The sequence below is a fragment of the Streptomyces sp. NPDC089919 genome (assembly GCF_040684615.1).
In the GTDB taxonomy this organism is placed as follows: Bacteria; Actinomycetota; Actinomycetes; order Streptomycetales; family Streptomycetaceae; genus Streptomyces.
Window position 1 is genome coordinate 64357 of sequence record NZ_JBFBGK010000030.1, and the last position, 9932, is coordinate 74288.

A 9932-nucleotide genomic window follows, 5' to 3' on the forward strand; every position below is an offset into this window, starting at 1 on the left:
GTCCGGGAAGGGGCGGGGAGGTCAGCGGACGGCCTGGATCCCCTGCACGGCGTCGGTCAGGACGCCCGCGCACCGGCCGCCCACCTGTGTGCCCACCGCCGCCGTCGCGGCCACCAGCAGGTCCGCGAACCGGAACCGGCCCAGCTCGACCGCGCTGGTGACCTTCTTGGCGATGAGGCCGGCGCCGGTGGCGCAGCCCACCTCGATGACGGAGCTGAGACCGCTGGGCAGGTTCTGCACGGCGGCGGCGGGCGGCTCGGTCGCGGCGGCCCGGCCCGCCTCGATCGTGTTGAAGTAGGCCGGGCCGAGCAGCGCGTTGCTCACCTCGTCCAGCACCCGCGGGTCGGTGACGGTGCAGTGCAGGGGTACCAGCGCCACGGCCTCGGTCAGCAGGGACGCCTGGGCCAGTTGGACGCCGGGGATGCGGGCCAGCAGGGTGTCGGCGCCCGCGGTGCCCCGGCCGGCGCAGACCTGGAGGGCGAACCGGTGCAGGTCGTTCCAGGTGAGCGCCCGCCAGGCCGGGTCGGCGGCCTGGAACTTCGCCAGCACGACCTGGTGCGCGAGGGTCCACTGCCGGAGCTCTCGGATCGCCTGGTCGAAGGCGCCCGGCGGCAGCGGCCGGGTGGGGGCGGCGGGGTCCTCGACCGCCTGGTGCACGATCCCGCCCAGTGCGCCGCCCGCCGTCGGCGACGGATCGGGCTGCGCGGCGAGGGCCGGGGTGGCGAGCGCGAGTACCGCGGCCACGGTGGCGGCCGCGAGGCTGCTGCGAACGGAACGGACGCGCATGGCGCCTCCTGCGCGGAAGGGGCCCTCCTCCACTGTGCGGCCGACGCTCGGGGCCCGCACGTTCAGCGGCCGGAGCGGTCCGGCTCCCGTGCTGCGCGCCGGCCGGCGAAGGCGTGGGCCAGCGCGAAGGTGACGCTGATCAGCAGCGTCCAGGAGACCCACTTCGCCGGGGACACCGGTTGCCAGGCGCCCAGTTGGGAGGGGTAGCTCCAGGCGCCGAAGTAGGTGGCGAGGTTCTCCGCCACCCAGAGGAAGAAGCCGACCAGGACGAACCCCAGCGCCAGCGGCATGCGGTAGCGCGCCGCCCCCACCCGGTAGTGCACCCAGGTCCCGGCCGTCACCCCCAGCAGGGCCAGGGCCAGGACCCAGCGCAGGTCCGGGAGCCAGTGGTGGGCCAGGAAGTTGGCGTACAGGGCGGCCGCGACCACGGCGGTGGACCGGGCCCGGTACCCGGTCAGGCCCAGGTCGAGCAGGCGCCAGGCACGGCAGACGTAGCTCCCGACGGCCGCGTACATGAAGCCGCCGTAGAGCGGTACCCCGGCGACCTTGGTGAGGGCCGGCTCGGGGTAGCTCCAGGAGCCGACGCGGACCTTCACCAGCTCGAAGGCGAGCCCGAGCAGGTGGCAGACGGCGATGACGGCGGTCTCCCGGCGGGTCTCCCAGCGCAGCGCCAGGAAGCCCGCCGTGAGCAGCACGCCGTACCCGAGCAACAGGTCGTACCGGGCCACCGGCAGCGGCGGGAGCAGGGTGGACAGGCCCATCCCGCAGAACAGCGCCCCGGCGAAGAGGCAGCAGCGGGCCTGCGTCCAGCCGAACCGCCACAGCTGCCGGAGGAAGTGCCCGGTGCGGCCGGTCCGCGGGGCGGACCCCGTCCCTGCGGTGATCGAGTACATGCCCTACGGGACGAGCTGCGCGGGCGTCCGGTTTCCACGGGGGACGCCCGGGAGGCGGGCGGGGGGCGGGACGGTGCCCGGGCGCCCGGCCGCGGCCCCGACCGGGTGGGGTCGGGGCCGCGGTGGGGCGTCCGGGTTCAGCTGACGGATCCGGTGGTGCCGGGGTCGGCCTGCTCGCCCGGCTGGGGGCAGGGCGCGGCGATGCAGTAGATCACCGGGGGCCTTCCGTCCGGGCCCGTGTTCGGGACCACCGGGGAGCCGTCCTGGCCGGGATGGTGCTTGCCGGGGTGCTTCTTGCCCGGGTGCTTGCCGGGGTGCTTGCCGGGGTGGACGACGATGCCGCCCTCGTCGCCGGTGTACAAGAGGGTCGAGTTGTTGCTCGCGTCGCCCTGGTCACCGTCCGCCACGACCACCGGGGCCGTCGCCGGCGTCGCGGCGAAGGCGGTGCCGGGCAGGAGCGCGCCGCCCGCGACGATCGCGGTGGAGGCGGCGAAGAGGACGATGCGGCGGACGCGGAAGGGGTTCGTCATGGCGTTTCTCCTTGGCTGGTGGGTCGGGACGTGATGAAGGGGTGCCGATGCCGGAGAGGCGGGCTCTGCGGCATCGGCGGGCCGGGCGGCTGGTGGGATCACTTGCCGAGCTTGGCCTTGAGGTTTTCCTTCAGCTGCTTCTTGATGTCGTTCTTCTTGACGGTGCCGCCCTTGCCGGTGGCGTCGCCGCTCACGGCCGTGGCGTCACCGGTGTTGATGGCGTCGGCGCTGGCGTCACCGGAGGTGGCGTTGCCGGTGGTGATGGTGCACTTGCCCTTGCAGTTGCCGACGCCCGTGCTGGCGGCACCGCTGGTGGCGTCGCCGCCGACCGTGGTGTTCTCGGCGTTGGCGTCACCACTGGTGCCGATGCCGTCGGCGCTGTCGTCCTGGACGAAGGTGACGGCGTGCTGCGGGGCCGGGGCGGCCATCGCGGTGGCCGGGAGGGCGATTCCGCCGCCGACCAGCAGCAGCGAGGAACCGGCGAGCAGGGCACGGCGGGTAAAGGAAAGCTCGAACATGATGATTCTCCACTCGCAATTGAAGGGGCTTTTCTGAAAGGCCCCGCGAGAGAGAAGGGGAATTCACCCGGTTCTCGTTCTCCGCCGGTATTTCCCGGTGGGGCGTGCTTCAAATAAACCCTGCGGCGGAGATCCGGGCACGCCACTGCATCTCGTGGCTTGACCCGAAGAATCGATCTTGGTAAATTCCCGCGCCGATCGGCGTGCGGGTGGGGTTACGGCAGGTCGAACAGCCCCGGCGGGGCGGGCGCCGGCTCCTCGTCGGGCAGCTCCTCCTGCCAGGCGCCCGCGTCCCGCAGCCGTACGTGGACCATGCTGCCGGGGCAGAGCTGGAGCGAGCGGGGCTCGCGCTTGTGGTCCACGACGCTGACCATGCCGATGGCGCGGGTGGGCGCGCCTCCGTAGACGCCTCGGCATTCCGGGCACTCGACCCGCGGGTAACTCGCCATGGGGGCAGTCTGTCGTACCCGCGGACGGGACGGGAACCGCCTCCCGCTACGGGTCCTGCGCGCCGCCGCGGTGGTCGCCGTCGGGATGGCCGCGGTGGTCGTCGTCGAGGTAGGCGTCGAGGGCGCCCGCGGCCGTCAGCATGGCGCGGCCCCGGGCGGTCAGCCGGGCGCGCCACTGGTCGAGGGTGGCGCGCAGCGGCCCCGGTCCGCCGGCGGTACGCAGCCGCTCCAGGACCCGGGCGATCTGCTCCAGCCCGTACCCGCCGCGCCGCAGCTGGTCCACGAGCAGGACGTCCCGCACGTCGGCCGGGGTGTAGACGCGGTAGCCGGTGGCCGGGTCGCGGCCGGGCAGGACCAGCCCGGCCCGCTCCCAGGTGCGCAGGGTCGCCGGGCGCACGCCGAGTCGGCGGGCCAGCGGGCCGATGGACGCCGGGGCGGTCCGCGCCGGTGGGGAGCGGTCCGGCGCGCGGTCGGGGCCGGCCGGATCGGGGGCCGCCAGGTCGTGCAGGGCGGCCGCGACGGCGTGCAGGGTGGCACGGTCCTCGGCCAGCTGGGCGTGGCTGAGGTCGATCAGCCGCAGCGCCTCGTCGACTGCGCCCTCGTGGACGGCGCGCATCACCGCCCCGGCCGTGGCGTGGCCGTGGGCCGGGAGCAGCGCCAGGAAGGTCCGCAGCGCCGCGGCGTGCCGCGGGGTGTAGACGCGGTAGCCGCTCGCCGAGCGCTCGGCCGGGGGCAGGAAGCCGGCCTCCTCGTAGTTGCGGACCGCCTGCGTGGACAGGCCGTGGCCACGGGCCAGATCGATGGGGCGCACTTTGAGGGTTCTCCCTCCCGGGAGTAGTTCTCACCAGCGGATGTTCAACGAAATGGGCGTAGAAGTTTACACCGTTCCTTCAACGATACGGTGGAAGTCATGACCGAATCCCTGCGGGCCGCCGCCCGCTCTTTCAGTGGTGCCGCCGTGACCGCGCGCCTGTCCCCCGGCACCCGGCTGCTCGGCCTGGGCGAGCCCACCCACGGCGTCGAGGCCTTCTTGGAGACGCGCAACGACCTCTTCCGCCACCTCGTGGAGCACGAGGGCTACCGCTCGATCGCCCTGGAGAGCGACTGCCTGGCCGGCCTGGTCGCCGACGCGTACGTGGCCGGTGGCGGAAGCCTGGAGGAGGCGCTGGCCGGCGGCTTCAGTCACGGCCTCGGGGCCGCCGCCGGCAACCGCGAGCTGCTGCGCTGGATGCGGGCTGCGAACGCCTCGCGGGCCCCCGAGGACCGGCTCCGCTTCTACGGCATCGACGGCCCGCTGGAGATGACGGGCGCCGCCGGGCCGGGCGGCGCGCTCACCGCCCTGCACGACTACCTCTCCCCCCACCTGGACCTGCCGTGCACCCGGGCCGGCCTGGTCGAGCTGCTGGGGCCCGAGGAGCGCTGGGCGGACCCGGCCGCGCTGATGGACCCGGCGCGCTCGGTCGGCCGGACCGCCGCCGCGGCGCGGCTGCGGGTGCTGGCGGACGACCTGGGTTCCCTGCTCACCACGCAGGCGCCCCGGCTGGCGGCCGCGACCTCTGCGGAGGACTTCTGGCGGGCCGGCCTGCACGCGCGTACGGCGGCCGGGCTGCTGCGGTACCACGCGGCCCTGGCCGGCACCTCGGACGCGCGGCTGGCCGCGGTGACGGGTCTGCGGGACGCGATGATGGCGGACAACCTGGACGCGGTCGTGCGCCGGGAGGCCGGGCGGGGGCCGACCCTCGCCTTCGCCCACAACGCGCACCTCCAGCGCGGCGAGAGCTCGATGCGGTTCGGCGGGGCGCCGCTGCGGTGGTGGAGCGCGGGCGCCGTCCTGGCCACCCGCCTCGGTGACCGGTACGCCTTCGCCGCCTCGGCCTTCGGCAGCCGGGGCGCGGACGTCCCGCCCGCCGACACCCTCGAGGGGCTGTTCTCGCGCCTCCCGTACGACCGGTCGGTGATCGACCCGGCCGCCCTCGCCGAGGCCCTGGACCACCCGCCGACCCCGCGCGTCCCGGCCGACCACACCTACGGCTCCCTCGACCCGGCCGCCCTGCACCTGCTCGACGCCGTGGTCTTCCTCAAGGAGATCTGACGCCCCCCCCGGTCCCGCGTCCGGGCCCTGCGGCATGATCGGGGCCATGAGCCGTCATCCGCATCTGCCCACCACCCAGGCCGCCGTCACCGCGCTCGTGGAGATCGCGCGGGAGTTCGGGCGGGAGGTGGCCGTCACGGACGACATCGGTGCGGACCGGACCTCCCGCCGGACCTCCGCCGGAGCGTTCGCGGTGGCGGACCCCGACGGCTCGCTGCCGCACGAGGCGTTCCTGGAACTGTCCGGCTCGCCCGCGGTGTCGGTGCGGGTCTTCCCCGAGGACGACGTCCGCTTCAGCGTCGACGGGGTCGACTTCGAGGACGTGCCGCGGGACGCGGCCCCGGCCTTCCTGCGGTCCGTGTACGGCGGGCTCGCGCACGTGAAGGGCCGCCTCTTCCCGCCCGGCCAGTGGCTGGTGGTCCCGCTGCCCGGCGACGAGACGTACCGGGAACTGATCCCGCACCTCTCCCTCACCCCCTGGCTGGCCCGGGCCGCGCGTCCGTGAGACCGGGCGGCTGAGGGCGCCCGGGCGGCTGCGAGGACTCGGGGGGCTGGACGGCTCGGCGCGCTGGGACGGCCGGTGCGGCTGGGGGCGGCTCGGTGCCGCAGGCCGTGCGCCGGCTCTGGCCCCGCGCGGCTCAGGCCGTGCGCCGGCTCAGGCGGCGAGCCGGCGCACCAGGGCGACGACGGTGGCGCGCTCGGCGTCGGGGCCGGCCTCGACCACGGCCGGCAGCAGCATCCGGGCCACCTGGGGCATGGTGAGCCAGGCCGCCGTGAGGGCCACCACCGCGTACATCAGCTCCCCCGGCGCGAGGCCGTCGGCGAGCGCTCCCGAGCGCCGGGCCGCGGCGACGGCCGCGAGCTTCCGGGCGTAGTGGTCGGTGCGCTCGCCCTCGGCCGCCACCGGGTGCCCCTGGCACTGCAGGCCCTCCCAGGTCAGCAGGCGGACGAAGTGCGGGTGGCTGCGGTGGTAGTCGAAGACCCGGCCCGCGTAGTCGCCCAGGTCGGCGGCCTGTTCCGGGCCCAGCGGGACGGCGGCGGCCAGTTTGCGCAACTCGGACTCGAGGACGGCCGCGAACAGCTTCTCCTTGCTGCCGAAGTACTGGTAGATGCGCTCCTTGTTGACCCCGGCGCCGGTGGCGATCCGCGCCACCCGCGCGCCTTCGGCGCCGTGCCGGGCGAACTCCTCGACGGCTGCGTCGAGGAGGAGCTGCTTGGTGCGTGCGGTGTCCCAGGCCATGCCCCGACTCTACCGGTTTCCAACCAAACAGTTGGACTTCCGGGACGAGGTCGTGCCAGACTCCAACCCATCGGTTGGGAATCGGGCGCCCCGGCCGGTCCGACCAACTCGCCCACCGGGGGACCACCATGAACTCATCCATATCCGGATCCACCAGCTCCGACGAGCACGCCGACCCGGCACCGGCGCCGGCCGGACCCGCCCAACCGTCCGCGCACCGCCGGGCGTTCATCACCTGGCTGGCGGTCTACCCGACCATCACGGTGGTGCTGGCGGCGCTCGGCCCGTACACCGGCGGCCTGCCGGTATGGGTGCGCACTCTGATCCTGACCGCGGTCGTGGTCCCGATCGTCGCGTACGGCCTCATCCCCTGGCTCCTGAAGGCGAACGCCAGGCTCAGCGCCCGCTCCGGCCGCCGCTGAGCCTCCCTCCGCCGGCACCCGGGGCCGGCCGGGATCCGGCTCAGGTGGCGAGTTCGCGTTGCCAGAGCCGTTCGGTGAGGCGGTCCAGGGCGGTGGCCAGGTGCCGGCGGTAGGTCGACATCGGCAGGCCCAGGAGGTCCGCGGCCCGCTGCTGGGTGCCGGCGGGCTGGAGGTACGTGTGGTGCAGCGCGCGCGAGGCGCGCCGGTCGTGCGGGGCCGCCTGCAGTTCGGCTGCGGCCTCCTTCAGCAGCTCCGCGAGGACGGCGGCACGCGCGTCCCCGTCGGCCCCCTCCCCCGCGCGGGCGGCCACCATCCGGGAGCCCAGCAGCACACAGCCGCGCAGCCCGCCGGCCCGGCCGAGCCCGCGCAGCGCCTCGCGCACGCCGGCCGCGAAGGCGTCCGCGTCCAGGATCCGCAGCCGGCCGGCCGCCGGCGGCGCGACCGAGAGCGGGTCGGCGGCCGACTCCCGCTCGCCGAGCAGCCCCAGCCAGGCCAGCGGGGGCGTCCGGCGCCAGTCGTGGACGAAGGTGCCGTACCGGCGGCCGCCCACCGTGAAATCCGCCTCCGGAAGCCGGGCGAAATCGGTGTACGCGCAGCCGCCGGCCCAGAAGTCGGGGTCGGCGAACGGCAGCAGGGTCAGCGCCGGCCGGTGGTGCTCGGCGAGGTAGTGGTGGGTCAGGCGCAGGGTGATCAGCGTCTGGACGGCCGAGACGTCCTGGTAGGTGTCGCGGGCCAGCCAGGCCCGCACCAGCAGGGCGCGTTCACCCGCGCGCAGGGCCCCGTACCGGCCCAGCCAGCGGGCGGCGGCGGCCGTGCCGGGGTCGGCGCCGACCACCGGATCGTCCAGGTCCTCGGCGGTGAGGGCGAGCAGCAGGTAGAAGCCGGCGGGCACGGCTCCGGCGCCCCCTGGGTGCCCCCCGGCCGCGGCTCCCCCGTCGGGTCCGCCGGCGTCCCCGCCTCCCGCGTCCGGCCTGCCCGCGGTCGCCACTCCCCCGTCCGGACCCTCCGCGGCCGCGGCCGCCTCTCGGACCGTGCCCCAGGACGCGGCCGGGTGCCCCCACCACGGGCGCAGCAGCCGGGCGGATTCGGGGCCCTCGTGGTGGGCGGCGAGGCTCAGGAGGGCCGGCAGGTCGTCGGGGCCGGCGGGGGCGATGACCAGGCTGTCCAGCCGGGCCGAGCCGGCCGCGCCCGCCGTGACCGGCGCGAGCAGCGGGCCCACCAGCGGGCTGTCCCGGTGCAGATAGGCGAAGTCGGCCAGCACGGTGCCCTGCCGGGCCCGGTCGCCGTCGGTGAACAACTGCTGGTAGTACGCACCCGCCAGGCGGCGCAGTTCGGCCCGCCGGGCCGGGTGGCGCCAGCCCAGTTCGGCGTCGAGCACGGAGCGGGCGAGGTCGTGCGGGTGGATGCCGCGGCTGCCGTACTCGGTGATGGACAGCCCGCACAACCACTCGAACAGGTCGCCCGCGTCCGGCACTCCGACGAGGGTGGCGAGCAACGGCTCGGTGATGACCAGGACTTGGGCGTAGGCCTCCAGGGCCGCGCGGTGCAGCGGGGTGGGGACCGCGTCCAGCAGGGCGGCCAGCAGGGCGCTGACCACCCGGGCCGGCTGCCGGGCCGGTCCGGCGGCGCCCGCCGCGCCGTACCCGCGTACGTCCGCCAGCAGCGCGAGGGCCAGCGGGTGCCCGTGGGTGAAGCCGAGGACGGCCGGGTGGTCCGCGGCGGGGACGCCCCGGCGGGTGAGCAGTTCGGAACTGTCGGCGGCCGACAGGACGGCGAGCGGCAGGGTGTGCAGCAGCCCCTGCCAGGCCGGGTCGGTCCGCCAGGACAGCGGCGGCGGCTCCCGGTCGGCCAGCGCAAGGACCGCGTCGTCGGGTACGGCCGCCAGCAGGCGCTCGGTCACCGCGACCGCCCCGGGTACGTCGACCACGACGAGCGTGCCCGGGGCCAACGGGGGTGGGGCGAGCGCCGGCCCGGCGTCCCGAGCGGGCGTCCATCCCCCGGCCCCGGCGACGGCGGCGTCGGCGTGGTGCACCACCGGCCGGCCGGCCGCGGCGGCCAGCCAGGCGAACTGGTGCAGCAGGGTGGACTTCCCGATGCCGGCGCAGCCGTGCACATGGACGACCGCGCCGCCGCCCGCGGCCAGGATCCGGCCGAACTCCGCGACTTCGTCCCGCCGTCCGACGAAGCCCCGGGCGCGCGCCGCGGCGAACCGGTCGGCCATCGTCCTGCCTGCCTGCTGTCCCCCCACGGCACGGTGATACCACCGGGGCGGCCGCGGACCGGGCGGAACGAGCGGGAATTGGACGGAAGTTGGACACCGGTCGGCGTGTCGGACGGCCGGCGGGCGCTCCTACCGTGGGGCATGTGCCCGAGAGGGTGCGAGAAGTTACACTTCAGGAGGGGATGTCCCATGTCCGGTATCACGATGACGACGGTGGAGTCCGGTGCGCGCCCGGAGGTCGGGCGGACGGCGGCGCGGGGCGGCCGGCGCCGCGGGCTGCGGTTCTCGGCGGCGGCCGCGGTGGCCGCGGTCGGCGCGGCGGCGGTGCTGACGGCGGCCGGGCCGGCCTCGGCCAGCCAGTTCTTCGGCGGCACGCTGCACCCGGGCGAGCAGCGCTGCGTCCAGCAGTACGCCGGGTACCAGGTCCGGGCGGACGGCCGGGCCACCGGCCAGGGCGCCAAGTTCAAGCTCCAGTACCAGGGGGTGACCGTGCCCGGCACCGGCTCCCCCGGCCTGGTCGCCGCCTGGGCGGCGGACCTGCGGACGGTGTGGGGCACCTTCCCCGGCGCCGGGTACTACACGGCCTGCGTCACCAACAACGGCACCGCCGACACCAACGTCCGCCTGGAACTGAAGACCGACGGCGAGGTCTGACCGACGGGTCCGACCGGCGGCGAGGTCCGGTGGCGCGGTCCGGTGGCCGGCGCGCCCTGCCCGGGGGAAGACGATCCTCGAGCTGCTGGTCTTCCTCGCCCGCGTGGCGCCGGCCGTCGGCGTCTCG

The 9932-nt window shown here is 75.6% G+C and carries 12 protein-coding genes; 4 read left to right on the top strand and 8 right to left on the bottom strand.

Features of this window, described 5'->3' with window-relative positions:
- Positions 1 to 21: 21 nt before the first annotated feature.
- The 6 genes from AB0O40_RS15475 to AB0O40_RS15500 all read right to left on the bottom strand — a co-directional run bounded on the left by AB0O40_RS15475 (position 22) and on the right by AB0O40_RS15500 (position 3987).
- The gene (locus AB0O40_RS15475; protein WP_365040661.1) at positions 22 to 786 is read right to left on the bottom strand and encodes a hypothetical protein; all 765 of its coding nucleotides are present in this window, start codon (positions 784 to 786) and stop codon (positions 22 to 24) included.
- Positions 787 to 848: 62 nt separating this feature from the next.
- Positions 849 to 1679: a DUF817 domain-containing protein gene (locus AB0O40_RS15480; protein WP_365040663.1), complete on the bottom strand. Its 831-nt coding sequence runs from the start codon at positions 1677 to 1679 to the stop codon at positions 849 to 851.
- A 137-nt stretch (positions 1680 to 1816) separates the two neighbouring features.
- A complete protein-coding gene (locus AB0O40_RS15485; RefSeq protein ID WP_365040665.1) occupies positions 1817 to 2209 on the bottom strand; it encodes a hypothetical protein in 393 nt (130 codons plus the stop codon).
- A 98-nt stretch (positions 2210 to 2307) separates the two neighbouring features.
- Positions 2308 to 2727: a hypothetical protein gene (locus AB0O40_RS15490; RefSeq protein ID WP_365040667.1), complete on the bottom strand. Its 420-nt coding sequence runs from the start codon at positions 2725 to 2727 to the stop codon at positions 2308 to 2310.
- Between the two features lie 215 nt (positions 2728 to 2942).
- Entirely contained in the window at positions 2943 to 3176 is a 234-nt protein-coding gene (locus AB0O40_RS15495) for a hypothetical protein (protein ID WP_365040669.1), read from the bottom strand.
- Positions 3177 to 3222: 46 nt separating this feature from the next.
- Positions 3223 to 3987, bottom strand: a complete 765-nt coding sequence (locus AB0O40_RS15500) for a TioE family transcriptional regulator (RefSeq protein WP_365040670.1) — start codon at positions 3985 to 3987, stop codon at positions 3223 to 3225.
- A gap of 99 nt (positions 3988 to 4086) precedes the next feature.
- Here AB0O40_RS15500 and AB0O40_RS15505 point away from each other — a divergent pair, with 99 nt between their 5' ends.
- Together AB0O40_RS15505 and AB0O40_RS15510 are read left to right on the top strand one after the other, a co-directional pair.
- Positions 4087 to 5268 carry an erythromycin esterase family protein gene (locus AB0O40_RS15505; protein WP_365040672.1) on the top strand — a complete coding sequence of 394 codons (1182 nt, stop codon included), beginning with the start codon at positions 4087 to 4089 and terminating at the stop codon, positions 5266 to 5268.
- 46 nt (positions 5269 to 5314) lie between these two features.
- The gene (locus AB0O40_RS15510; RefSeq protein ID WP_365040674.1) at positions 5315 to 5773 is read left to right on the top strand and encodes a hypothetical protein; all 459 of its coding nucleotides are present in this window, start codon (positions 5315 to 5317) and stop codon (positions 5771 to 5773) included.
- Positions 5774 to 5923: 150 nt separating this feature from the next.
- Here AB0O40_RS15510 and AB0O40_RS15515 read toward each other — a convergent pair whose 3' ends face one another.
- Positions 5924 to 6508 (bottom strand): TetR family transcriptional regulator, encoded by a 585-nt coding sequence (locus AB0O40_RS15515; protein WP_365040676.1) that lies wholly within the window; start codon positions 6506 to 6508, stop codon positions 5924 to 5926.
- Positions 6509 to 6636: 128 nt separating this feature from the next.
- On the opposite strand from AB0O40_RS15515, the gene AB0O40_RS15520 reads away from it, so the two are divergent.
- Positions 6637 to 6930: a hypothetical protein gene (locus tag AB0O40_RS15520; protein ID WP_365040678.1), complete on the top strand. Its 294-nt coding sequence runs from the start codon at positions 6637 to 6639 to the stop codon at positions 6928 to 6930.
- Between the two features lie 40 nt (positions 6931 to 6970).
- Here the strand turns inward: AB0O40_RS15520 and AB0O40_RS15525 are convergent, their stop codons facing one another.
- Complete coding sequence (locus AB0O40_RS15525; protein WP_365040680.1) at positions 6971 to 9178, bottom strand: hypothetical protein; 2208 nt, start codon at positions 9176 to 9178, stop codon at positions 6971 to 6973.
- A gap of 162 nt (positions 9179 to 9340) precedes the next feature.
- Between AB0O40_RS15525 and AB0O40_RS15530 the strand changes: the two genes are divergently transcribed.
- Positions 9341 to 9805, top strand: coding sequence for a hypothetical protein (locus tag AB0O40_RS15530; protein ID WP_365040682.1), 465 nt, complete (start codon positions 9341 to 9343; stop codon positions 9803 to 9805).
- Positions 9806 to 9932: the final 127 nt, after the last annotated feature.

Excerpts from the sequence above, each read along its gene's own strand:
- AB0O40_RS15475 (WP_365040661.1), bottom strand. The coding sequence starts at position 786 with ATGCGCGTCCGTTCCGTTCGCAGCAGCCTCGCGGCCGCCACCGTGGCC.
- AB0O40_RS15480 (WP_365040663.1), bottom strand. The coding sequence starts at position 1,679 with ATGTACTCGATCACCGCAGGGACGGGGTCCGCCCCGCGGACCGGCCGC.
- AB0O40_RS15485 (WP_365040665.1), bottom strand. The coding sequence starts at position 2,209 with ATGACGAACCCCTTCCGCGTCCGCCGCATCGTCCTCTTCGCCGCCTCC.
- AB0O40_RS15490 (WP_365040667.1), bottom strand. The coding sequence starts at position 2,727 with ATGTTCGAGCTTTCCTTTACCCGCCGTGCCCTGCTCGCCGGTTCCTCG.
- AB0O40_RS15495 (WP_365040669.1), bottom strand. The coding sequence starts at position 3,176 with ATGGCGAGTTACCCGCGGGTCGAGTGCCCGGAATGCCGAGGCGTCTAC.
- AB0O40_RS15505 (WP_365040672.1), top strand. The coding sequence starts at position 4,087 with ATGACCGAATCCCTGCGGGCCGCCGCCCGCTCTTTCAGTGGTGCCGCC.
- AB0O40_RS15510 (WP_365040674.1), top strand. The coding sequence starts at position 5,315 with ATGAGCCGTCATCCGCATCTGCCCACCACCCAGGCCGCCGTCACCGCG.
- AB0O40_RS15515 (WP_365040676.1), bottom strand. The coding sequence starts at position 6,508 with ATGGCCTGGGACACCGCACGCACCAAGCAGCTCCTCCTCGACGCAGCC.
- AB0O40_RS15520 (WP_365040678.1), top strand. The coding sequence starts at position 6,637 with ATGAACTCATCCATATCCGGATCCACCAGCTCCGACGAGCACGCCGAC.
- AB0O40_RS15530 (WP_365040682.1), top strand. The coding sequence starts at position 9,341 with ATGTCCGGTATCACGATGACGACGGTGGAGTCCGGTGCGCGCCCGGAG.